Below are 23,868 nucleotides of genomic sequence, written 5' to 3'. Positions count from 1 at the left end.
GTTGAACTGGATGTCCGAGAACATCACAGACATCGCGGCCATCACTTGACCTCCGTCAGAATCAGGGTGTCCGCGGCCTTCGCCGACAGCAGCGCGAGCTGGGCCGGGCGGATGCCGCGGAAGACGAACACCGACCGGCCCTTCGCCAGGCGGCGGGTGTCGGTGATGTCCGGGTTCAGTCGCAGGAGTTCGGCGAGCGGGACGCCGTAGCGGGCGCAGATCGCCGACAGCGTCTCGCCGTCCTTCGCGCGGACGGTGTGGATCTTCTCGTCGTACGTCGCCTGACGCGCCGGGACCGACGCCTTCGGCAGGCCTGGGTTCGCGAGCAGCTTCGTGAGTTCGGCGGCGGTCGTGGAGGCGGGTACGCCGGTGAAGACGTCGACGTCCACGTAGTCGACGCCGGGTACCTGGTGCGCCGTGGCCAGGATCTCCGAGAGGCGGGCGGGCTGGCCCAACTCCCGTCCCTCGAAGCCGAGTCGGCGCATGAGGGCCTGGCGCAGGCGCGGTTCGACGACCTCCCAGGTGTGGTCGGGCGCCACCTTCACGTTCGCGGCCACCAGTAGGGCGACCAGTTCGCGTACGTCCACGCGAACCGGAAGGTTCGCGTCGCCGTATTCGGTGAGTGCCCCGCGCAGAGCGCGCAGCAGGTCCGCATCCTCGGCGATCGGGACGTCGTCCGTGCCCGCGACCGTCACGTGCAGCACGCGCCGTCGTCCGTCGAAGAGTTCGCGCGCGGCGGCCCGGCCGATGCCGGCCCGGGAGCGGGCGAAGTCCTCGTAGTCGGGCTCCGACACCAGTCGGTCGAGGGCCGACACGGCCAGCGGGACCGTACGCCGCGTCAGTGCGGGTCCGTCCGCGTCCGCGCCGCCCGTGGCCGCACGCGGATTGGTGACCGCGGTGACGCCGAGGGGCCGGGTGAGGGCCTGGGTGATGCGGCCCGCGGCGACGTTGGCGGCCTTGCCGGTGCCGAAGCGGTAGCGGGCACGGATGTTCTCGTGGCCGCTGGGCAGGCGGGCGCCGTGGATACCGTCGCCGAAGGTCACGGTGGTGCGGCCGTCGGCGGTGGTGCCGGTGATGTAGGCGCGCTCGCGCGCGCCGCGCCCGGCGAGGCTGTCGACCTCGTGCCAGAGCACTCCGTCGACCCTCACTTCCAGGGCGGGCTTGGCGCCCAGCGGATTGTCGTCGGCGAGCCAGGTGAGCGGTGACTGCCAGAGCGCGAACGTCTGGTTCGTACGGTCCGAGTCGCCGCTGCCGATCGGCTCGTCCCGGCCCTCGCCGTGCGTCGCCTCGACCACGTTGCCGAGGATCTTCACCGTCTCGCGGCGATAGCGGTACGCGAGGTCCGTGGTCAGGGTCAGCTTGGTGTGGACGTGGTCGCCGGGCAGTTGGGGGTCCACGGCCGGGTCGGCGGCGGCGATGGTGACGACTTCCGTGGCCTCGACGCCCGCCGTGCCGGGGATGTCGGCGCGTTCGCCGCCGACGATCAGGGTGCGGCCGGGCCTCAACCCGTCGTACAGCGCGGTGAGTTCGATCTCGTTGCCGTGCACGTCCTCGCCGAGCGGCTCGTCGGCCAGGCGCAGGGGCTCGCCCGCCGCGTGCACGGTGGTGTCGCGGATGTGGGAGAGCAGGACGTCGAACTCGTCCAACCAGGGGTCCGCCAGGAAGAGTTCGGTGCCGCGGCCGGTGATGCCGTAGTTGGTGTACGCGGCCGTGCGCGCGGCCACCACCTTCGTGGTGACGAATGCGAGCTTGGCGTCGCCGGGGACGCCGCCCTCAACTCCCTTGGTGGGGCGCTGGATCGCGACCCAGCTGCCGACCGTGATGCCGTCGTGCACGGTGTCCAGTTGCAGCATGCGGCGGTTGGTGGGCTCGGGCTTCGAGGCGATGACGATCTCCACATTGGGCGCGGCGCTGCCCACGGTGTACGTGAGGCTCACCTCGTACTCGCCGTGTGTGAACTGTTCCCTCGCGCCCGGCCGCAGGGCGATCTGCTCCGAGGTGCCGTTGTGCACGCCCACCTGGATCAGGCCGTCATCGTCCGGGCGCGACACGAACAGGGTGCGCTCGGGCAGGCCCGCGCGGAGGACCGCGGTGACGCCGGGCTCCTGGGAGTCGGTGGGGCGGCGGTTGAGCCAGCTCAGTTCACGGTCCTGGCCCGCGCGGGTGGACAGGTTGACCTCGCCGGTACCGAGGGCGAAGGTGACCGGCTGCGCGACCGGCAGGTTCTCCGCGCGCTGGTCGGAGCTGCTGCCCTCGACGTACTGGAACTCCGCCCGCACCGGGACCTTGCCCGCCGTGTCGTACACGACGCGCATGCTGACGGCCGTGGCGCCGGTGAGGGGCCAGTCCGCGGTGCGGATGACCCGGCCCTTGTCGTCCTGGACGGGCTTGAGCGGGGCCATGGCCCCGAAGGGTGCCGTGGTGACGCGCATCGCGAGGAGTTCCCGCAGGAGCCGCGGGGTGCCGGGGGCGGCGGTCGTCCGCCAGGCGGGATAGAGGCCGCTCAGGCCGGGGTTCAGGACCGACAGCAGCCGGGCCGCGTCCGCGCCGGGGCGCCCGGACTGCGCGCCCGCGGCCGATGCCGGCGCCGGCGCCTTGCCGCGGAGTGCGGGCAGTACGGAGCTCAGGGCCTGGAGGGCGGCTTCGCGCTGGCCGACGGCGGTGCTCTTGGTCGCGGTGCTCCTGCTTGCGGCCGGGCTCTGGTCGTCCGCGGGTGGCAGTGGCTGGGAAGGCGCCGACTCCAGTGCGCGCTCGGCGAGTTCGGCCAGTACGGCCTCCAACTGCTCGAACCACGCCGCCACGTCCTCGTACGGCGTCGCGAGGACCTGGGCCTCCCCGAGGCGTTCGACCGGCTCGGCGAGGCGGGCCGCGAGGCGTTCCGGGGTCTTGATGTCGTCCAGGTCGGTGCGCAGCGGGGCGAGGACCTGCTCGTCGAAGTCCTCGATCAGGCGGCTGACCGGGCGCGGGTTGGGGACCTCCGGGGTGGGCGGCTCGTCGCCGGGCTCGCCCGGGGCCTCGGGTTCGGCGATCCACCGCCGCACCTCGTCGACGAGTTCCTTGAAGGTGGGCGGGGCCGACTTGGGCAGACTGATCGCGGTGATCTCGTCGTCCCGGTCGATCCGCGTGTTCGCGACGGGCAGCAGCTTCCGGTCCGCGCCCGCCTGTTCACCGAAGACGAAGAGCAACTGGTCGCCGGTCCGCACGGAGTTGGCGGTCCCCTCGACGAAGAGCTCGGAGCGGCGCTCCAGGTCCTCCGGGGTGACGAGGGAGGGGCGGCGACGGCGGACCTTCAGCTCGTTCCAGTCCCAGCGCGCCGTGAGGTCCCGGCCGGTCTCGAAGGTCTGCGACTCCTCGTCGGCGGACGCGGGCACGCTGTGGCTGCGCGCGCCGCGCGGGATCACCACGGGCAGGGTCTCGGCACGCGGATCGCGTTCGAGGCTGTACGCGAGATGGGTGGAGGCTGCGACGCCGGGCCGCGGCCGGTGTCCGACCAGCCGGCCGAGCAGCGCGAGCGAGCGGTGCTCGTTGGCCGTGCGCAGATAGGCCTCGTCGGCGATCCGCTCGGAGTGGAAGGTGAGCAGGTCGCCGAGGACGGCGGTGGCGTCGAGCAGGCCGATCGCCGGGTCGTCGGGCGTCCGGACGGTGAGGCCGCGCAGTGCCGGGTAGGCGGGCGAGGCGAGCCGGTCGCGCAGGGCGGCCAGGAAGGAGCCGTACTCGCCGACGCGGTAGTCGAGGGCGGTGCGGCCGGGCGGGTTGTGGAGCGCGGCGGGCGCGAGGCGCTCGTCATGGCCGCCTCCGCACGAGCCGCTGCCGCACGTGCCGCCGCAGGTGCACTCGTCGCTGTCGCTCATCGGGCACCTCCGAGGGATATCGCCAGCCGGCCGTTCTCCGGCCGGTCGGGGTCGTTGTCGCAGGTGGCGATCTCCAGCGGGCCGAGCCGCAGCACGCCGTCCTCCCTCTCTCCTCGGTCCTCGTGGAACAGCCTTCGCAGGCGGGTGACATGGACGCTCTCGACGCCCGGCACCGCGGCCGCGACGGCGACCAGTCGGCTGAGCCGGACCGGTTCGCCGAAGGTCAGCGCGTCCGGGTGGAAGAAGCCGAGCCGTCCGCCCGGGAGGCGGCCGCTGCCGAGCACGCGGTACAACTCGGCCACGATCTGCCCGTGTTGGTGGCCGGGTTTGGCGCACACGGTCAGGGCGATGTCGAGCGGCACCAGCCGGGCGGGGCCGACCACGAGGTCGTGGCCGATGCGCCGGTACGCCTCCAGGGACTGGGCCACCTCGGCGAGCAGTACGTCCGAGGGGGCGCCGCTGCCGTACGCGTCGACGGCGATATGGGCCTCCTGGACACTTCCCGTCCAGCGGATCTCGGCGGCCGCACGCTGGACCCCGGGCAGGGCGGAGGCGAGGGCCGCGTAGTCCTCGCCGGTGACGGCGCGAAGGCGGGTGCGGCGTAGGTCGAGCGGCGCCAACTGGCGTACCTGCTCGATCGGTTCGGGCTCCACGCCGCCTACGGCGGGCAGCGGATTGCGTACGCCGCCCACCACCGGCGGCTCTTCGTCGCCGCCGCAGATGACCAGGTGGTTGATGGCTTCGGCGCCGACGTTGCCGGCGGTGCCGCCGCCGAGGCGGTAACGGAGTTCGAGCCGGGCACCGGGTGTCGGCCTGGCGCCGTGCCGGCCGTCGCCGAAGCGCAGGGCGAGCCGCCCGTCGTCCGCCAGTTCGCCGACGAAGTGCCGGTCGCGGGAGGTGCTTTCGAGCAGATCGCGGCGCGGTTCCCAGGTGAGGTTGCCGTCGCCGTCGTGGAGCCGTACGGCGGGCAGCGCCTGTCGCGGGTCGTGCCGGAGCGCGGCCGAGGCCGGGCCGCGCAGCACGTACTCGTCCGGATGCAGTCCGGCCGCGTAGCCCGGGCCCCAACTGTGGGCGATCTCCCAGGCGATGTGTCCGTCGAGGACCGTTCCCGCGCGGGCCCGTGCCGTGAGCACCTCGACACGGCGCAGCTTCGCGTCGAGCAACGAGTCGCTGCGGTAGAGGAGTTCACGCAGAGCGCGGACGGGATGGTGGTGGAGTTCGAGCCGCTCCAGGACCTTCAGGCCGTAGAGCACGGTGAGTTCGGCGATCTCCTCCTGGTTGAGCCCGTCCCGGTCTCGGGCACTTCGCCACAGCTCGACCAGGCGCTGCCTGACCCGGCCGGGGATGGCGCCGATCCGATCCGCCTGGCCGGCGGCGACGGTCCGCGGTTCGGGGAACGGCACGGCCTGCGCCACGGGTGATCGGCCGAGGACCGGCCGGAAGCGGGGCGCGATGCCGGGGTAGACGGACTGCGCGAGCAGGGTCCTGAGGGCGGCGGCCTGCGCGTACGCCGTGCCGGGCACCACGCGTTCCTGCCGCTGCCCGGCGAGTTCGAGGCCGAGGCCGGCACGTACGGTCGCGTCCTGGCCGACGACCTCGAACAACTCACGGATGTCGTCGGCGGTGAGCGCGTCGCCGCACTCGGTCTTGTCCGTAAGGGAGTTGATGAGCCGGGCGGGCGCGTTGCCCTCGTCGTGGTCCCGGCACCCGAAGGCCGGGGGGTCGCAGGAGCCGACGACGGCGGGCACGGGTGGCACGGTCACCGTCTCCGGCAGTCCGTCGCCGCACCAGTTCAGCGAGCGGCCGTGGTCGACGAGGACGACGTTGCCGCGCGCGATCGTCACGTCCTCAACCGGCTCGCAGTCCCGTCCACCACTGGTGGCGAGGCAGAACGGGAAGCGCAGCGCGTCCTCGGCGGCCCAGGTGATCTCCAGGACCGGCTGGTCCTCGATGCGGTCGACGCCGGGGGTGACGGAGGTCAGGCGTACGGCCTGCCGGTGGGCCGGGTCGGCGTCGCCCGGGGTGCCGGTGCGCGGTCCCTTCACTTCCTCCAGTACGAGCAAGTCGCCCGGCTTCAGATCCAGTTGGCGCTCCTCGCAGGTCTCCGCGTCGCGCCACTCGTCGCGCAGTGTGGCGGCGGTCGCCCCCTTGGACAGGGAGCACACCTCGCCGCCCCAGGTCCACAGGCGGATCGCGTTGTGCGCGGCGCGCAGCTCCAACGGATCGGCTGCGGCGACCGGTTCGAAGACCTCGACCGAGCCGCGCTCGCCGAGCTCGGCGAGGTCCCCGTCGCCGATGACCGTGCCGGGCTCCGGCCGGTCGTGCGGGTCGAGCCTGCGCACGTCGACGGAGGCGAAGCGGTACGTGCCCGGGAGCAGCGTGTGCTCGCCGGCGGTCTCCACGGTGACGTAGGCGCGGGCGTTGCAGCCGTCGTGCATCGCGTAGTCGATGAGCCGGACGTGACGGCGTACGGAGACCCGGCGGCGCGCGGTGTCGAGGTACGCCTCCGTGGCGACCGCGTCCTGCTGGTAGCTGATCTGGTCGCCGGTGTAGGCGAGCAGCTCGACCAGGGTCATGCCCAGGTCGGCGGGGTTGCGCTCGACCCAGTCGGGGGTGGTGAGCGCGAGCCGGTCGAGGAGCAGCTTGCGGATGGTCTCGTAGTCGCGGGCGGTGTAGTCGACGACGGGCGCTTCGGGGAACTCCCGTGTGGGGAGGAGCTCGTCCTTGCAGTCGAAGGGCGTGGGGCGGTCGGGCCGGAAGGAGAAGGCCGCGCTGTGGTAGCGCTGGTCGAAGCCGCGGAAGGGTTCCGTGCCGGGGCGGCCGTACGGATCGGTCTCCACGAGGGAGAGCCGGTAGCGGGAGGTGTCGCCGGCCTTGTCGAGGGTGACGTACAGCCGGTCGTCGAGCTCGGGGTCCTCCTCGCGTTCGACGCTCACGTCGAGGGCCTCGATGCCTGTGACACGGCGTCCGCCGTCGATGCGTACGTTCTCGGGGCACAGGCCGTGCGGGGCCTTGCCGAGGAACGTGACGGTGAGCGTCAGCCCGTCGTCGCTGACCTCTACGGCGTCAACTCCGTTGAGCTGGGCGGCTCTTACCTTGGCCCGCCGGGAGGTGGTCGTGCTCGTACTCATGGTCGTACTTGTGCTCGTCATGCCGCGGTCCTCCCTTCGAAGACGTCGTCGCGCCGGGTCCCGGTCTCTCGGACTGCGTACGAGAGGTACACGCGGACGGCGTTGTCCTCGCTGACCACGTCCAGGGCCTCCACGTCGATGAGGTCGCCGAGCCAGCGGTGCAGGGAGGCCTGCACGGACAGTTCGAGCGTGCTGGTGAGTTCGGGACTGTTGGGGGCGAACACCAGGTCGAGCAGTCCGCAGCCGAAGTCGGGGCGCATCACGCGCTCTCCGGGGCTGGTGAACAGCAACTGCTCGATCAGGTCGTGGACATGCTCGTCGCGGTCGGCGTGCGCGGTGCGGCCACGGCGGTCGGCCCCGAAGGGGAACGCGATGTCGGTACGCGGGCGGGAACGCCGGCTCATCGAACGGTCACCTTTCGCTGCGCGGCCTGGACGACGGGCGGTCCCTGCGGCACGAAGGCCGCCGTGAAGCACTGGGCCGCGGAGGTGTCGAGCAGCACGGACGCGCCGCCGACCGTGACGCCGGTGCCGTCCGCCGTCCAGCGGACGGAGACGCAGGGCACGGGCACACCGTCGACGGTGTGCCGGCAGCCGGTGACGACGTAACCGTGCGCGGCCGTCGCGACGGGCATGCCGTCCATGAGCACGGTGCCGGCGGCTGTGGTGGCGGCGGTGGCGCGGCCGCCGTGCGGGCAGCTGATCACGGCACCGGCGCCGAGCAGATTCCCGGATATCCCGGACACGTTCTTCCTTCCCCCGTTTCTATCGCTTCGACGCGACGGTCAACTGACCCTCGTTGATGTCCACTTGGTCGCCGCGCAGGATGACCTCCGCGCCGAGGCCGTTGGAGATCACGATGGCTTCCTTGGTGATGCGGATGTACGCGCCGCCCTGGGCCTGCAGCAGGATTCCCTGATCGGTACCGGGCGGATCGCTCATCACGATCTTGTGCGCTTCGGGTGTCTGCACCACGACGGGCTTGGCCTGCGACGCGGGCTGCACGAGACGGCGGGCGTCGGGCGGCAGCTCGGCCTCCTCGCCGTACCAACACCCCGTCCACACCGGGAAGCTGGGATCGCCCTGCTCGAACTCGACCCACACGCCGGCCCCCGGCGGCGGCACCACGAACTGGCCCGCCTGCGGCCCGGTGAACGGCAGGCAGGGCAGCGCCCAGGTCGACGGCTCATCGCCCAGGACGTCCGGGACCTCGACGGTGATCCGGCCGATGTGCAGCGGATCGTTGTTGTCGACGACTCGGCCGCGGAACTTGCCGAGGTAGCGATTGCTGGGTGCCGCCATGCTGAACTGCTCCTGGTTTGTGGGGTGTTGCGGGTGCTGCCGGTGGGTGGCGGTTGATGGCTGATGCTGTGTTGGGATGGGTGGTCATCGGCGGTGAGGCCTGGTGATGCGCGGTGTGTGTCAGGGCCTGACGTAGGCGCTGCGCGCTTCGAGCCCTTCTCTCGACAGCGTGAAGTTCTGCTGGAACGACCCCGGCCGCAGGTTGTGCGTGACGGACTTGACGAAGTAGTCGCCGTCGTACGTGCGCCCCGAGCCCCGCACGCCGACCAGTTGACGCGGCTGCAGGAGATAGCCGTGCCGGTTGACGTCGAGCGATCCCGATCCCGAGACGACATCGGCGGACACCGCGGCCCGCGCCAGCAGCTCGGCCTCGGCCTGCTCCCGCTGGTGCTTGGCGGTACCGGAGAGCGTCTTGCGCCTCAGGGCGGGAGTGGCCCGCCTGCCGAGGGGCGGGCGCAACGGGCTGATCGGCGGCTGCGGCAGCAGGATGGACTGCCGGGTCCCCGGATCCTGCCACCGCGCCTGCGGCTCTTCTCTCGCCGTTCCGTCGTACGCGAACGTCAGCTGATCGACTGTGGAGTTGGCGTCCATGTTGACGTTGAGGGCGTGCTGACGGATGCCGAGGCGGATTTCGGGACCCCAACGGGCCGAGGACTGGCCCGGGTTGGGGCCGGGCTCCAGGTAGAAGGTGTAGCCGTTGGCGCGGGCCAGCTCGGTGATGTACTGGAGGTCGGTGCCTGTCTGGTAGTGCACGCGGAGGTCTTGGTGCGGGGGCTGGGAGACCTTCTCGGTGTAGACGTCGGGCCGTATGCCGTAGTCGGAGTAGCGGCGCAGGATGGCGAGGACGCGTTCGGAGGGCGGCAGGTTGGGGTAGCGGTCGGTCCGCTCCTCGAGATCCATGATCAGGCTCAGGTCCTCGCCGGTGACGGTCAGGGTGGAGTGCCCCGGTTGGTTGCTGGCACCGACCTCCTGCCGCACGACCAGGCCGTCGAAGAGCACTTCGGGGGTGCCGCGGACGGTGACGGTCACGATGAGCCGCGTCTTCGGATCGAAGAACCCCTCGGGCAGGAGTTGGCGGCTGATGACCCCGTTCTTGGTCAGGTCGAAGGCGAGCTGGAACCCGCTCCGTTCGCCCGCGGTGGCGGTGATCTGGGCCGACAGGAGTGCCTCGGACACCTCGGCCGGGACCGGCCGGGCCAGCCGCGGACCCATGTGGAGGGTGATGTGGACGGGGCCCTGCCCCACGGGCAGCTCAGCCACGCCGGTCTCCCTGCGGGCTCCGCGGGAAGTGCCCGGCGAGCGGCACGTCGATCTCCCGCCCCGGCTCATCGGTCAGCTCCCGCGGATCGAGCACCGGGTTGGCGTCGGCGATCTGCCACCACTGGCCCGGGTCGCCGAAGTAGCGCCGCCCCAGCAGGTCGGGCCGCTCACCGGTACGGACGGTGTGCGACTGGGTGTCGTCGCCCGTCCGGTCCTCGATCGGCGGCAGCAACCGCCGCTTGGCGTACCGCACTTCGGTCCCGTCGGCCTGTCGGTGGATCCCGATCTCGGCGTCGTGGTAGCGGCTGGTGCGCGGGTAGGGGTGGGCGCCCGGTATCGCGTCCAGCGCGTTCTCGTACGGCTCGATGTCAGCCATGGCGTCGGCTCAGCCCCTTCCCGTTCCGATGTCACCGGCGCTGAGCCCCAGCGAGCCGAGGCCCCCGGCGCGGGCCGCGCCGGCGAGGCGTTCCTTCTGTGCGAGGTGCGCGTAGTACAACTCGGCTCCCGGGTGCCCCAGCGGCAGATCGCTGACGGTGAGCACCTTGAGCCCGATGCTGAGCGAGGCCCGGATGGGGTTGAGGTTGACGTCGAAGGCGGACTCGTTGATGGACAGCTCCGTCAGCCGCACGGGCATGACGCGCTTGCTCCCCCACGTGAAGAGGGTCAGCGGCATCTCGATCGGACTGATCTCGATGGTCCCCTTCTTGGACAGCCGACTCGCCTCGCGCAGCTGCGCCGCGGTCGGCTGCACCAGCATTTCGAGAACGGCCAGTTGGGGATGGATTCCGTCCGGCGCGGCGATCTCGAACTGATCGGTGGCGTCGATCTCGGCGGTGAACTTCCACGTCTCCTGAGCGGGGCCCTTGAGGCGGAGGGCCTCGTTTCTGTCTCCTGTCCCGCTGCCGCCTCCGCCGGAGTCTCCGCTGCCTCCCGCCGATTGGGGCGAGAGGCTGCGTTCCAGGGTGTCCGGGTTGAATTGAAGGATGATTATTCGTTGGGGGGTGCCGCGTTCGGGGTCGATCAGGACTATGCCGGAGCGGATGGGCTTGGGGATGTTGGCGTAACGGGTCACGGGATGAGTCCTTTCTCCCGCATATGGGCGGCGAGGGCTTGGGCCTGCTCTCGAAGAAGAGGTTTTTGATCTCCCGATGCCATTTCTTCGATGTCATGGAGAAATTCCGGCCACAACGCATAAAGCGCGGCCCAAAGCCCACCCTCCCGGACGCGGCTGTCTTCATGATGCATCGCGGCGACGATCGTATCGAGGTATCTCGCATCCGCGGTGAGCGGAGCGCCAAGCCCGGCACGCACGAGACCCATGCGGCGTTCGTCTACCGAACCCTCCTTGGAGGTCCCGGCGAGCAGGAACTCGTCGCTCACAGGCTCAAAGAAGCGAGAGAAGATTCCAGTCAGTTCATCAACGCTCCCCTGTTGAGGGCCGGAGATGAAGACAAACTCAATGCCGAAGGGATACTCCCTCCCGAAGTGGAGGTAGTGACCTTCGGTAACCTCCCAAGTCACTTCGCGTGAGAGTCCGAACTCCACAACTGCAGTCGTGTCACGCATCAGTTTCGCGTTCACATCGGCAAGACATTCGAATACTTCCGACTCACCTGTTCCTTCGGGCAACACGAGCTTCCGTCCGCGGTGCGGTCCCCAGTTCATCCAGCGGCCTTTCATAGGGATTCGGGCTACGGCGTCCACAGCTTGGGCGCACGCTGCAGGACGTCGGGATCAGCGTCCATGATCTCCTCAAGGATCTGCTGCATCCGTGCCAGGTGCTCCTCATAGCCGTCATAGGTGACGTGGAGGTCACTCGGCGCCATCCGGTGGAACCAAAGAGTCATCCGGTCCAAGCGTTGGCGCCCGGTCTCCTTGGACGTCTCGGTCTCCTCTTTCTCTGGTGCGCGCTGACCTGCCTTCGTTGCCCAATTGGTCTCATTCTCGTGCACCGACTTCAGAACGCCTGGGGCGGGCGCGCGTAGCAGCCTTTTCACCTTGGTGTCGTCCATGCGGTTCATGTCGATCTCCCCATTCGGCACGACATGCCTTGCGATTTGCCGCATATCCTTGGCGAGTTTCACGTTCCGATTGTGCGTCATCATGCCCCGGCCCAACACGTCGTCGAACTGCTGACGGGCCGCTGCCTCCGAGTTGACCCTCGCGGCCCAACCTATTTCGCTCTGTGCGAATGTGGTCATGGTCGGGTCGCGTCGACTCTCAATGAAGCCGCGCAAGTAGGCGAACTCCATCATCTTCTGCATGTCCTGGCCCGTTGCCACAGCTGCCTTCAGGTCGCCGCGCTGGATGGCGTCGACACCGGCCAGGAAGCCCTTGACGTCCTTCATTCGCTTCGCGGCGAGGCGCGCGTCCTGGTAACGGACGTCGCCGTCACTGAGAGAGAGGAAGCCGCCTGGGTCGTGAGGGAAGCCGCCGCTCCACCGCACTGATGGGCCTTCAGCTCCATGCTGCAATATCGCTTGCCGCTTGCCGCGCTTGGCTCCACTCAACACCTCGTGCACCGCGACCGCCTGCACCAGCAGCGGCTCGTGGGGATTGACGACGTGGAGGAGGGGCGGGGTGCTTTCGCCGGACTTCTTCTTGGTGCCGCCCTCGGCTTGTTCGGCCCTTGCGCCCTTGCCTGTTTGCTCGTTGTCGCGGTCCTGCCTCAGAGGTTCCTGCTTCTTCTTCTCATCTTCCGTCGGCCGACCTGCTTGACGGTCGGCGAAGTCGTCCAGTTCGCGATGGAGTTGCAGTTGCTTGGCAATTTTATGCTTCTCGCTGGCGGAGAGTTCGGGGTTGAGACGGGCCTGGACCGTTGCCGTTGTGCTGCCCTCTGGAGCAAGTGAGGAAAGGCGGTACCAGGCCCGCATGCCGGCAAGCGTGAGCCGCATGAGTGGGGCGTTGAGGCCCTTGCGGAGTTTGGAGTCAATCCGGGGCCTGATCTTGGCGACGATCTTCCGCAGGCGTGCGTCCTTCGACTCCTTGGAGTCCTCTTCCTTCTTCCGCTCTTCCTTCTTGTCCTGCCTCTCCTTCTCCGGATCCCTCTCCGGCTTCCCGCTCTGGCTGTGCTTCGGCTTCTTCGGGCCCCTGCCGTCCCTGTCCTTGGGCTTCTTTCCCTCCGGCTTCTTTCCGTCGAGGTCCTTGCCGTGTTTCGGCTTCTTGCCGTCGGTGTCCTTGGGCTTCCGCGTGCCCGGCGCGTCCTTGCCGGCCTTCGGCCTGTCGAGGCCGTCCTTGTCCTCCTTGGGCTTGCCGGGAGTCTTGGCGTCGGCGTCCTTCGGCTTGGTCGTACCGGAAACGTCGTCCTTGGGCTTGTTGGAGTCCTGGTCCTTCGGCTTGTCGGGGATCTTGCCGTCGGTGTCATTTGGCTTGCTCGGCGTGCTGTCTCTCGGCTTCGGGTCCGGGCCGGACTTCGGTTTTGGCTGCGTTTCCCGCTTGGGGGTCGGGGTCGGGCGGGTGTCCCGGCTCCCGCCGGGCTTGGTGCCCGGCTTGTCCATCTTCGGCTGGCCCGGCTTGGCCGGGTTCTTGCCGTCGGTGTCCTTGGGCCTGGTCGTGCCGGAGGCATCGTCCTTCGGCTTGTTCAGGTCCGGGCGCGTGCCGGGCTTCGGGGTCGTCGTCGGGCGTACCGGCGGAACGTTCGCCGCAGGCTTGTTGGCCGGGGTGTCCTTGTCGCCGCCCCTGCCGTCCCCGCCCTGACCTGCCGGGGCCTTGCCGTCGCCCTTGCCCTTGTCTCCGCCCAGCTTCGCCGCCACGCCCTTCAGGCGGCGCCCCACCTTCGCGACGTACTTGCCGATGCCGCTCAGCAACGCCTCGTAGGCCAGTTCCAGCAGAGCCACGATGCCGGCCGCCACCGCCTTCGCGAAGAGGACGCCCGCGCCGCCCTGGCGGACCGCCTTCAGCCAGTCGAGGACCGCGCCCATCGCGCGCAGGATCTCGCCGAGCGCGCCGATCGCCGTGCGGATCGCGTCGATGACCGCCATCACCCAGCCCGCGCCGGGGATCAGCTTCGCGATGACCTTCGTGATGACGATCTCGCCGATGATGAAGGGGAGTTGGGGGACGATGGCGTCCCAGGTCTCCTTCACGATCTTCTCGAGGGTGAAGCCGCCCTTGATCAGCTTGTCGATGATCGCCTTGGGGACGCCGATGATCTCCTCGATCTTCGACTGGAACCACTGTTTGACGGCTGCCTGGACCTCACGGAACAAGTGGTTCTTCGCGCCGTCCACCGCCGAGTTCTTCGCGCCGCTCAGCCAGCCGCCCGGGTCGGAGAGGAAGTCGACGGCGACCATCATGAACTCGCCGAGTGCGCCCAGGAGTTTGGAGGCGTACTCCAGGACTGTTTTGACCGCGTCCACGACGGCCTTGATGACGTCCATGAGCATCTTCTTGAGGATGTTCAGGATGTCGCTGAGCACCTTCGCGATGGCGTTGAGCAGATCGGTGACGATCTGCCTCAGACGTGCCGCGAGCTTTGTGACGAAGGCGATCGCCGTGGCGATCAGGTCCGTGATGAACTTCCGGATGCGGTTGGCCAGGTCGATGACGGCCTTCACCATCGCCGTGGCGAACTCGATCAGGTCGTTGATCAGGTTCTTGACCGCGTCGACGATGAACTTGCGGGCCTCGTTGATCCAGCGTTCGACGTTGTCCTTGAAGTTCTTGATGAAGTTGACGACCGCGTCGCGAGCCTCCCGGATGATCCGGACGATCGCGTTCTTGATCTCGATGACCTTCTGCTTGATCCAGTCGAAGGCCTTGGAGACCCAGTTGCCCGAGTCCTCGGCGGCGGTGTCGGTCCTGGTCTTGGCGTCCGACTCCGCCTTGGTGGCCTTGTCCTGGATCTTCTTGTCGCTGTCGGTCTTCTCCTTCGTGACGTCGTCGTCGGTCTTCTCTTCCCGCTCCTTGACGTCCTTGCGGATCTTGTCGTTGCGGTCCGTCTTCTTGGTGCCGAGCTTCTTGAGCTCCTCGTCCTGCTCCTTGCGCCAGTCCGTGCGCTGCCCGCCGACCTCGGCCTCGGCCTTCGCGCGCTCGTCCGCCTGCGTCGCGGTGTTCTTCTCGACCTCGCCGTCGACCTGCCGCTTGTGCTTCTGCTGCGAGTCGCGGAAGTCCCTGTCCTTGGTCTGACGGCTCTCCGACACCCCCTTCTGGCCCTGGCTGAACGCCGCCTGGACCTGCGGACCGCGGTCGTGCTCCGCCACCTCCGACGCCGCCTCCGCGGGCACCGCACCGGTCGACGCGCCACCGCCGGGCACACCGCCGCCCTTGCCGCCCTCACGGCCGGGCACCTTCCCCTGCAACTGCTCCTTGGGCGCGTCGGGGTAGACCTGGTCCTCGCCCATCGGACGCCCGGCGTCGTCGCGCCCCGTCGCGACGGCCTCCTGGCCCTTGGTGTCGACCGACTGTCCCTGCTCGCCCGCCTTCTCGTCGGCGGCGCCCTTCATCTCCACGCCCGGCGCGTTGCCCGCCTGGGCCTCCTTGAGGGCTTCGTCCTTGGTCGGCAGCCCGGCGAACTTCGCGGCCAGAGCCTGCGGGTCCACCACGGGTTCGTCGGCGCCGAACAGGCTCGCGACCCCGTTCACGAGCTTCCCGCCGACGAAGCCCAGGCCCATCATGAAGGTGTCCCAGCCGCCGGGCTCTTCCGCCTTCTCCGCCTCGATCTGGCCCTCGGGCTTCTTCTCGTCCTTGACCTCGGCCTTCTCCTGCTCGGGCGCGTCGGACTTCTTCGCCGGGTCCTGCGAGTACCGCGCCGGGGCGTCGGCCTTCGGCTTGCCCTCCAGGGTCTGGGGAGCGCCCGCCGGCCGCTGCATCGAAGGGGGCGCGGAGGCGAGCTGCTTGTGCTCGTCGCCGACCGTACGGTCCACGGCGCCGCCGACCCCGCCCATGGCCTGAAGTGCCTTGTGGGGCTTGAGCTTCGCGGCCGTGCTCAGGCCCGCTTCCGGGGAGACCTGGGAGAGGTTGGGGGCAGGGCCCGAGTCCTTCTTGCCCTTGCCCTTCGCCGAGGACTTGCCGCCCCCACCTCCGCCGCCCCCGCCGGGTGATGCCTTCGGTGCGGGAGCCGCCTTGGGGGCCGCGGCGGCCTTGGGCTCCCGCTCCTCCTTCGGAGCGGAAGCGGGCGTCGACGCTGGGGCTTCGGGGGCCTTGGGCGCGGGGGCCTCGGGGGCCTTCGGCGCGGGTGCGGACGCATTGGGCTCCGGGGCCTGCGACGAGCGCGGGGCCTCCTCCTGGGACGACTGGGTCGACCGGTCCGTATCGGACGAGGCGCCGCTCTGCGTGCCGCTGGTCGAGCTGCCCGGCTTGTCCGCGTTGGCGCCGCCGGTGACGTGCGAGTCACGCGACGCCGACGGTGCCTTCGCGTCGTCCGTCGGCTCGCTCCTGCCCGCCGACTCGCTCGTGCCCGCAGGCTCGGTCCCGCTCCCGGCCTCGCTCCCGCCCGCTCCGCCCGACGCGTCCTTGGGCTGCTCGCCCTTGCCCGCGGTCTCCGGCGCCGCGGCCTTGCCGACGGCCGCCTGCTGAGAGCCCTTCTCCTGGGCGGCCCCCGCCTTGTCGCCCGCGGCCGGAGCGCCCTTCTCCTCCTTGGCGGCGGACTCCTTGGCCGCGCCACCGGTCTCCGCCTTGCCGCCCTCGGTCTTGCCGGGCGCCTCCTGCACCGTCGTCTGCGCGACGACCGGCCCCGCCTTCGGGTCGTCGCCGCTCTTGGGATCCTTCGACGTGTTGCTCTGGCCCGGCCGGGACTCCGCCGCCCGTTCGGCGTCCGGTCCGCCGAGCCGGTCGTCGCCCGGTCCGCCCTCCGTCTCGACCGAAGGCGCCGGCTCGGCGGGCGCATCGGCGCCCTCCTCGTCGTATTCGGCCTCGGCAGCCTCGTCCTCGGCGTCCTCGGCGTCCCGCTCCGCCTGCACCTTGTCGGCCTTGGTCACCGGGGGCGCGGGGAACGACGGGGCTTGGGCGGCGTTGGCGGCGGACGGATCGAGCTTGTCCGCGGTCGGGACGCCGGACACGTCGAGGTCCTGCTCCGGCAGGAAGTCGTCCGGCTGGAGCTTGGTGTCCCAGGCGCTCTTCTCCTCGCCCCCGGCCTCGACCTCCGACTCGCTGCCGGAGCCGAACGGATCCTCGTCGGCCTTGTCCTCGGGACCTTCGAGATCCTGGTTGCGTACGCCGTCGAGCCTGCTCGACCTTCCCGGCAGCTGGGTGTCCCTGCCCGCCGCCCCGGGCGAACCCGAGGGCTTCTCCGAACCGCCCTTGTCCTCCTTCTTCAGCTGCTGGCCCGCTGCGAACTGCTCGGCCGCGCCCGGACGGTTCTTGGCGGCGGACTCCTCCTTGGAGGCGGTCGGCGTGCCCTGCTGGTCGGCGCCCTCCTTACCGCCCTCCCCCTTCGCGGCGGCTTTCCCGTCCTTCTCGCCGGCGGCCTTCTCACCGCCCTGGGCTTGCTTGCCGCCATCCGTCCGCTGACCACCGTCCTCCTGCCGACCACCGTCCGCCTGCTGACCGCCGTCCGTCGCACCCGCGGCCTTCTCGCCCTGGGCCGCGGACGACTGCTGCGCCGCCGCCGGACCTTCCGGCTGCTGCGCCCCGGCGGGCGCAGGCGAAGGCGAGGACGCAGCCTCCGTGCCGCCCCCGGCTTCGGTGCCCGGCCGCTGTTGTGCGTCCGCGCCCGGACGCCGCTCAGCCTCCGCTCCCGGCGGTCGCTCCCCCTGCCCGCCGCGCGGCGCACCCGCGCCCTGCGGCGTCGTGCCGTCGTACGCGGTGCCGCCGTTCTGCGGGGTGCTTCCGGGAGCGGCCTCCCGCTCGGCGCTGTCCTTCTCCGGACCGGGTGCCAGGGCGGGCCGCTGCTCGCGGAGCTGCTCCTCATCCGCGGCGCGCTGTTCGCTCTCCCGCTCGAACCGCATGTCCTCGGCGGCGTCGGGCTCGACGTCCGGCGCGTCGAGCGCGGTGCGCTCCACGGCGTCGACGCCGAGATCGGCCTCGGCGTCGGTCTCCTCCACCAGGTCGAGGACCCGCTCGTGCTCGGAGCTGAGCAGCCGGCTCTCCAGGTGTGCGAGCACCCCGTCGAGCAACTCCTCGGGCAACCGGGCCAGTTGCTTCCGGGTGCGCTTCGACAGGTCCTCGGGGTCGCCGCGCAGCGAGCGCACGACGGAGTTGGTCAGCCGGTCCACCAGCGTCGCCGGATCGATCCGCTCCATCCGGTTGCGGTCGGCGTCCACGGTGGCGTAGCGCAGCCAGCCGGGCGTGGCCTGCCCCTCGTCGACGCCGGTGCCCAGACCGGCCGCCCCGGACTCGCCCGCCCCTGGACGTACGGCATGGCCCGCTTCAGGACGTACGAGGTCCTGTGCCGCCGACTCCGCCTCCCGCTCGATGGCCTGCTGCGGCAGGCTCACCGCGCCGAGGTCGCGGCCGGCACGCAGGGCTCCGAGGCCGTCCGGGTTCTGCACGGTGTGCAACAGCTCGTGGGCGAGCAGGCGCCTGCCGTCCGCCGTGCCGGGGCGGTACGCGCCCTCGCGGAAGAAGATGTCCTGGCCGACCGCGACGGCGTCGGCGCCGAGCAGCTCCGTCAGTTGTCCGGCGTCGCGCCCGGTGTGCAGCCGTACGCGGCCGAGGTCGTGCCCGAGCTGCTCCTCCAGCTCCCGCCGTACGCCGGTGTCGAGGGGCTGCCCGGCGCCGCTGACGATGTCCTTCGGCTCGGGCGTACGGGCCTTGGCGGCGCGTTCCTTGCGCTTGCGGCGGCGCTGTTCGGCTGCCTGCTCCGAACGACCGTCCTGAGTCTGGGAGTTGCCGCTCACCGGGTCACCTCCCCGCGCCCGGAGAGTCCCGCGTGCACGGCGCGTGCCAGCTCCTGGCCGAGGCGTCGCGCGGACAGCCCGGCGGGCAGCGGGGGCAGCCCGGACAGCGCGTCCACGGTCAGGGCGCCGTCCGCGGCCAGGGGTACGCCGCGTTCGCGGACCAGCCGGGTCAGTTCGCGCTCGAACGCGGCGGAGACGTGGTCCGGGTCCACGCGGAAGCCGTCGAGGACCAGCTCGCCGATGTTCACCCGGATCGCGCTCGGCTCACTGGCCGCGACCGTGCCCACGTCCCGGCCCGTGCCCCTGTTCAGACCCATCCGCGGACCTCCCCCGACGTCAGGGAACGCTCCAGCTTGAGGTACTCGGTGCGGGCCGCCGCGAGCATGTGCCGCATCTGCAGCCGGTCGCCCTCCTCGGCGGCGAGGAAGGCGCCGGACAGGGCGATGTTGCGGATCGAGCCGCCCGCGACGGTCAGTTGGGCCAGCAGCTCCGGCTCGATGCCCTTCGTCGGGGTCTGCGGTGGCAGTACGCGGCGCCAGATCTCGGCGCGCTCATGCTCGGCCGGGAACGGGAAGTCGACGACGAAGCGGATGCGGCGCATGAAGGCCGTGTCGAGGGCCTTCTTCATGTTGGTGGTGAGGATCGCCAGGCCCCGGTAGGCCTCCATGCGCATGAGCAGGTAGCTGACTTCGAGGTTGGCGTACCGGTCGTGGCTGTCCTTGACCTCGCTGCGCTTGCCGAAGAGGGCGTCGGCCTCGTCGAAGAGGAGGAGCGCGCCGCCCGCCTCGGCGGCGTCGAAGACCTTGCGGAGGTTCTTCTCGGTCTCGCCGATGTACTTACTGACCACCTGGGACAGGTCGATGATGAACAGGTCGAGGCCGAGCTCCTTCGCCATGACCTCGGCCGCGAGGGTCTTGCCCGTGCCGGAGCCGCCCGCGAACAGGGCGGTGACGCCGAGGCCGCGGCGCAGGGTCGCCGCGAACCCCCACTCCTGGTGGACGGTGGCCCGCTGCCGCACATGCGCGACGATCTCGCGCAGCACGCTGGTCTGCCGCTCGTGCAGCACGAGGTCGTTCCAGCCCGCCTCCGGCTCGATGCGGCGGCCCAGCTCGTCCATGCCGATCCGGGCCTCGTTCAGCCCTGCCCGCCAGGCGAGCCGACCGGCGTCGAACTCGTCCTCGCCGGGCAGATCGCGGCGTACCGCGGCGGCGGCGGACCGTACGACATGCGGTGGCAGCTGGAACTGCGCGACCAGTGACCGCAGTTCGCCCTCGCCGATGTCGACGACGTCCTCGAACGCACCGGCCCACAGGCCGAGTTGCTCCTCGTCGTCCAGTCGCGGCACGCTCACCCGTTCGCCGTGCGGCCGGTCCGTCCGGCGCGGGTCGGGGCTCGACACGATGACGGGAACCGCGGCCCCGGCCAGGAAGGCGTCGGTTGCCGCGTGCTGGTCGCGGTCGAGTTCGCCGGCCTCCACGAGCAGCGCGGCGGGCAGCAGGATCGCCTCGCGCTGCCAGAGCCGGGCGAGCCGGTCGCGCTCGGCGGCGTCGGTGGGGATGTCCTCGGCGCTCATGGAGTACAGCCCGAGCCCGGAGCGCGCGGCGGCCGCGGCGGATATGTCGGCCCGGCTGCGCAGATCGCCGCCGACCACCTCCACGAGCATCGGCGCGTCGGGGCGCGCACCGGTCGTCCAGGCCGTGGCCACCCGGCTCGCGGCCAGGTCGTACGAGGGCGGCAGCTCCTCCGGCACCGGAGTGCGGCGCAACTGGCCGTGCAGGCGGGCGTCCAGGTAGGGCGAGCCGAGCAGGAAGTGCAGGATCCGCTCGTCGAGTCGCAGCCGGGACAGCGTCAGGCGCGACGCGTCGTCCAGCTCCACGACGCGCCAGCGCCGCAGGGGCGCGACCGGGGTCAGCGCACTCCAGTGGGGTTCGGCGAGGGCGGCCAGAGCGAGCGAGAAGGTGGGGTACGCGCGCTCCGGGTCACCGCTCGCGGCGGCGCAGCGGGCGGCGGTCGTGGCGTCCAACTCGTAGGCGGCGGTGAGGAGTACGAGGTCGCGCTCGAACGGGGTGAGGCCGAAGCAGGCGACGAGCGCGTCGAGGGGACCGGTCGCGGGGCCCAACAGGGGCTGGGGCTGTACGGGGTTGACGGTGCCGGCCCGCCCACGTGCACGGGGAGCGTCGCCGGACTCCGGTGCCGCGCCTGGGCCTGTGTCCGTGTCCGGCTCGGCCGTGCGCGCCGCGTGGGCGTCGACACGGGCCAGGACACGCCGGATCTCCGCGGTCAGCGTCAGGCCGCCACCCGGTGTCTCCGCGGTACCTGCCGTGCCCGCCGCGTCCGTCTCGTACGTCCCCATGTCCTCACCTGCCCCCGTCGTTCCCACGTCGCCTCAGCTCTCCGCGCCCTCGGGGCCGTCGGCCGCCGAGGAGTCCGAGGCAGGCGCGGCACCCGTGCTCTTGGCCGTCCCGTGCCCGGACTTGCCCGGCCCGGCCGACTTGGCCGCCCCCGCCGCCTTGCGGGTACGGGCCGGTGCCTTGGCGGCTGCCTTCGCGGGTGCCTTCGACTCGGCCTTCGCGGGCACCTTGGCCACGGCTTTCGCGGGTGCCTTCGCGCCGGGCCTGGCGGGAGCCTTGGCAGGCGTCCCGCCGACGGCCTTCTCGACCGCCTTGCCGGGCGCCTTCTCGGAAGCTCCGCTGTCCGCGGGCGCGGGCGGGCCGCCCGCGCCCTCCGCCGACGCTTGCGCCCCTCCCGGCGGCACCGGCGCACCGGGAGCCCCGAACGGCAGCACCCGTACCGCCTGCCGTTCCACCGGCTTCGCCGGTACCGGCGTCTCGCGGCCCTCGATGAAGACGAGGGCCGCCTGGTAGACGACCGACAGCGAGTACGGGGTCTGGTGCAGCATCCCCCACAGCTTCGAGGTCTCGTCGATGTCCATCACCGTCGGCGTGAACCGCACCCGCTGCACCGCCTCGGCCAGGTCGCTCCCCGCCAAGTGGGGCTTCTCCCCCGCCTGTTCGATGATGTCCTTCGGCAGGACGGGTATCTCGTGCAGCGTGCGCACGACGGATCCGATCAGCCGCTGCCCGACCAGCTCCGTCTCCTCGCCGTACGCGCTGATCACGAAGTGCAGGTCCAGTGCCGCGGCGGGCCGCTTGAGCAGCGTGCCGTCGCTCGCGCGGGTCGGCACGTCGTTGTTACGCTGCGAGGTGTTGGGCGTGACCTGGTAGAGGAACACGGTGATGGTGGGGTCGGCCGGCGGATCGGCCGGCGGCTTGCGCGGCTCGACCTTCACGGCCATGCCGATCTCGGGCCGCAGGTTGTCCTCGATCAGCAGGGCGAGGGCCTGGGTGACGTGGGCGATGGCGAGTGCGTTGCTCATGGCGTCAGTTCCTCAGTCCCACTAGTCCGTTCCTCGGGCTCGGACCCACCGGTCCGTTCCTCACTCCCGCTGGTGCGTCGTACGTTGCTCACTCGCGCCCCCGTGCCAGGTAGTCGGCCAGGCTCACGGTCGCCCCTGCTCGCTCCGTGGCGGCCTGCCGTCGGTTCCCGCCACCCGTGGCCGGCCCCGCCGCCGTCACTTCGAGCCTGCCGATCTGCACCTGCACCACCTGCTCGGTCCCGCGCCCTGCCCGCCTGCCCGCCGCCTGCCGTACGGCGTCACGTGCCGCCGTCGTGTCCGCCGCGCTGGGTCGCGGCGCGGCGGACACGACGCGGGAAGCGGCGCCCGCACCCGGGGGGGTGGGCACGGATACCGCGCTCGGGGAGGAGGGCCGCTCCGCGTCGCCCCGCCCGGCCGTCCGCCGCGCGGCGTCGGGAGCGGGCCGCGGGACCGGCGCCACCAGCGCGGCGGGACGCAGCAGCGGGGCCTCGGGCAGATCCCGTGCCGCGGGTCGGGGTGCGGGCTGCTCGGCTCGCGGCGCCCGCTCGGGCCGTACGACGGTCCGCTCGCGCTCCGTACGGAACTGGACCTCGCGCACCGCCGGACGTGTCAAGTCCCCTTCGGGCACAGGTGATTGAGCGGAGGAGGGCCACAGCGGCGCTGTCGCGTCCGGTTCCGTCGCGTTGGCCCGTACCGCCTCGACCCGCTCGAAGGGACCGGCGAGTCGCGGCTGCACCCGCACCACGTCGGTGCGCGGTGCGGCGGCCGGGGCGTGCCGGGCGAGCAGCCGGTCGAAGAAGTCGGGCGCCCGGGACTGGACAGGCTGCCCTCCGGAGGAGTCAGACATCCGCACACAGCTCCAGGTAGTAGCGGCGCCTCAGCGGGCTGAGCGCCAGGATCTCCGGCTCGCTCCAGCCGTACGCGGTGGCGAGCAGATGGACGTCGAGGAGGACGTCCCGTGCCCAGGCGTCCAGTTCGGTCCACAGGTAGGAGGCGATGTCGAGTTCGGCGCGGGTGGCGGCTCCGCACTCGGGGCAGCTGACGTTGAGCGTCACGTCGGCGCCCGGGTCGGCCGCCTGCGCCGCCTCAGCGAGCCGGCGCTGGACCGCCTCGGGCAGTGCGTCGGACAGTCCGTCGGCGGGGACGGCCTCTCCGTCGCGCACCACCGAGACGACGCACCGTGCGAGCAGCGCCCGCCGGGCGTCCGGGTGCCGGGCCGCCGCCGTCAGGTCGGCGACGCCCGGCACCCGGAACTCGACCTCCCAGCCGCCCTCGGCGACCCGCACCACCGAGTCGGCGGGAGTACCCAGTGACCGGGCGAACTCCCCTGCGTCCAGGTCGAATTCCATGTCCTCGCCGCAGGTGCCGCAGGCGAGGCGTACCTGCATCCGCTCGCCGAACAGGGCCCGGCGCAGCGCGAAGAGGTCCGCCTCCCGCTCGCCCACCGGCAGCGTGGACAGCTTCTCGCCGCCGGTGTCCGGGCGGGCGACGCCGTGCAGCAGCAGGGCGCGTGCGGACGGCGCCTGGGCAAGCCCGGTCTCCCAGGTGTCCAGGAGTTCAGTCGCCCGAGTGATCGCCATGCCCGCCCCCGTTCCGTACGCGCCCCGCTGCCCCCGGGGCCCGATTTCCGTTCAACTCACCGCTGCTCAGGCGGGATTGAGGAACGAGGGCTCCTCCGGCTCGGGCACCTCGTAGTCCCGCTCCCAGCCCTCGCACTCGAGCTTCAGCGACTGGATCGCGATCGCGTTGGCGTTGGCGTCCATCTCACCGAGGACCTGGTACTCGCTCGGCCAGGTCCGGTAGAGCTTGTGCGAGACGGCCACCTGACCGGCCTCGTTGAGGACCTGGATCACGATGTCCTTGCGGAAGTCGGCGAGGGACACCTCGGAACCGAGGCCCGCGCCGACCTGCCAGACCTTGTTGGCCCAGCGGTCGAACTCGGGGTCGTGGGTGACCCCGCGCTCCAGCGTGATGCCCTCGAACTCTGAGCGCCCCGGCGACTTGCGCGGGGAGCTGGGGTCGCCACCGTGCCGGTGCTTGACGACCTCGGTGGTCCGCTTCAGCGGACTGATCTTGCTGATGCCCGCGACCGTACGGCCGTCCCACAGGACGAGGAACTTGAAGTTCTTGTACGGGTCGAAGCGCTGGGCGTTGACAGTGAACTCAGCCATC

The 23,868-nt window shown here is 71.1% G+C and carries 16 protein-coding genes; all 16 read right to left on the bottom strand.

Translation table 11 applies throughout. From position 1 onward, the window contains the following. Window positions 1–41 precede the first annotated feature (41 nt). On the bottom strand, window positions 42–3,851 hold the full coding sequence (locus tag ACTWQR_RS24815) for a putative baseplate assembly protein (RefSeq protein ID WP_443229356.1): 3,810 nt from the start codon (window positions 3,849–3,851) through the stop codon (window positions 42–44). After that, window positions 3,848–6,982 (bottom strand): putative baseplate assembly protein, encoded by a 3,135-nt coding sequence (locus ACTWQR_RS24810; RefSeq protein WP_443229415.1) that lies wholly within the window; start codon window positions 6,980–6,982, stop codon window positions 3,848–3,850. Before ACTWQR_RS24810 ends, ACTWQR_RS24815 begins: the two co-directional genes overlap by 4 nt. A 17-nt stretch (window positions 6,983–6,999) precedes the next feature. Next, on the bottom strand, window positions 7,000–7,386 hold the full coding sequence (locus tag ACTWQR_RS24805) for a GPW/gp25 family protein (protein ID WP_443229355.1): 387 nt from the start codon (window positions 7,384–7,386) through the stop codon (window positions 7,000–7,002). Then, window positions 7,383–7,718 (bottom strand): hypothetical protein, encoded by a 336-nt coding sequence (locus ACTWQR_RS24800; RefSeq protein WP_443229414.1) that lies wholly within the window; start codon window positions 7,716–7,718, stop codon window positions 7,383–7,385. Before ACTWQR_RS24800 ends, ACTWQR_RS24805 begins: the two co-directional genes overlap by 4 nt. 28 nt (window positions 7,719–7,746) lie before the next feature. Beyond that, entirely contained in the window at window positions 7,747–8,283 is a 537-nt protein-coding gene (locus tag ACTWQR_RS24795) for a phage baseplate assembly protein V (protein ID WP_443229354.1), read from the bottom strand. A 120-nt stretch (window positions 8,284–8,403) separates the two neighbouring features. After that, the gene (locus ACTWQR_RS24790) at window positions 8,404–9,543 is read right to left on the bottom strand and encodes a hypothetical protein (protein ID WP_443229353.1); all 1,140 of its coding nucleotides are present in this window, start codon (window positions 9,541–9,543) and stop codon (window positions 8,404–8,406) included. Then, the gene (locus tag ACTWQR_RS24785; RefSeq protein WP_443229352.1) at window positions 9,536–9,919 is read right to left on the bottom strand and encodes a hypothetical protein; all 384 of its coding nucleotides are present in this window, start codon (window positions 9,917–9,919) and stop codon (window positions 9,536–9,538) included. Before ACTWQR_RS24785 ends, ACTWQR_RS24790 begins: the two co-directional genes overlap by 8 nt. A 9-nt stretch (window positions 9,920–9,928) precedes the next feature. Then, the gene (locus ACTWQR_RS24780) at window positions 9,929–10,615 is read right to left on the bottom strand and encodes a hypothetical protein (protein WP_443229351.1); all 687 of its coding nucleotides are present in this window, start codon (window positions 10,613–10,615) and stop codon (window positions 9,929–9,931) included. Next, complete coding sequence (locus ACTWQR_RS24775; RefSeq protein WP_443229350.1) at window positions 10,612–11,109, bottom strand: hypothetical protein; 498 nt, start codon at window positions 11,107–11,109, stop codon at window positions 10,612–10,614. The genes ACTWQR_RS24780 and ACTWQR_RS24775 overlap by 4 nt, the downstream gene beginning before the upstream one ends. A gap of 125 nt (window positions 11,110–11,234) precedes the next feature. Continuing rightward, a complete protein-coding gene (locus tag ACTWQR_RS24770) occupies window positions 11,235–18,320 on the bottom strand; it encodes an eCIS core domain-containing protein (protein ID WP_443229349.1) in 7,086 nt (2,361 codons plus the stop codon). Then, window positions 18,317–18,637 (bottom strand): hypothetical protein, encoded by a 321-nt coding sequence (locus tag ACTWQR_RS24765; RefSeq protein ID WP_443229348.1) that lies wholly within the window; start codon window positions 18,635–18,637, stop codon window positions 18,317–18,319. The genes ACTWQR_RS24770 and ACTWQR_RS24765 overlap by 4 nt, the downstream gene beginning before the upstream one ends. After that, window positions 18,628–20,673, bottom strand: coding sequence for an ATP-binding protein (locus tag ACTWQR_RS24760; protein ID WP_443229347.1), 2,046 nt, complete (start codon window positions 20,671–20,673; stop codon window positions 18,628–18,630). The genes ACTWQR_RS24765 and ACTWQR_RS24760 overlap by 10 nt, the downstream gene beginning before the upstream one ends. Before the next feature lie 33 nt (window positions 20,674–20,706). Next, window positions 20,707–21,696, bottom strand: a complete 990-nt coding sequence (locus ACTWQR_RS24755; RefSeq protein WP_443229346.1) for a Pvc16 family protein — start codon at window positions 21,694–21,696, stop codon at window positions 20,707–20,709. An 88-nt stretch (window positions 21,697–21,784) separates the two neighbouring features. After that, window positions 21,785–22,543 carry a hypothetical protein gene (locus ACTWQR_RS24750; RefSeq protein ID WP_443229345.1) on the bottom strand — a complete coding sequence of 253 codons (759 nt, stop codon included), beginning with the start codon at window positions 22,541–22,543 and terminating at the stop codon, window positions 21,785–21,787. After that, on the bottom strand, window positions 22,536–23,276 hold the full coding sequence (locus tag ACTWQR_RS24745; protein ID WP_443229344.1) for a T4 family baseplate hub assembly chaperone: 741 nt from the start codon (window positions 23,274–23,276) through the stop codon (window positions 22,536–22,538). The genes ACTWQR_RS24750 and ACTWQR_RS24745 overlap by 8 nt, the downstream gene beginning before the upstream one ends. 66 nt (window positions 23,277–23,342) lie before the next feature. Beyond that, window positions 23,343–23,867, bottom strand: coding sequence for a phage tail protein (locus tag ACTWQR_RS24740; RefSeq protein WP_443229343.1), 525 nt, complete (start codon window positions 23,865–23,867; stop codon window positions 23,343–23,345). Window position 23,868: the final 1 nt, after the last annotated feature.

The sequence above is a fragment of the Streptomyces sp. 2A115 genome, assembly GCF_052245575.1.
Lineage (GTDB): Bacteria > Actinomycetota > Actinomycetes > Streptomycetales > Streptomycetaceae > Streptomyces.
Note: the sequence above shows the minus strand (reverse complement) of the source record. Positions and strands in the feature narration are given on the sequence as shown.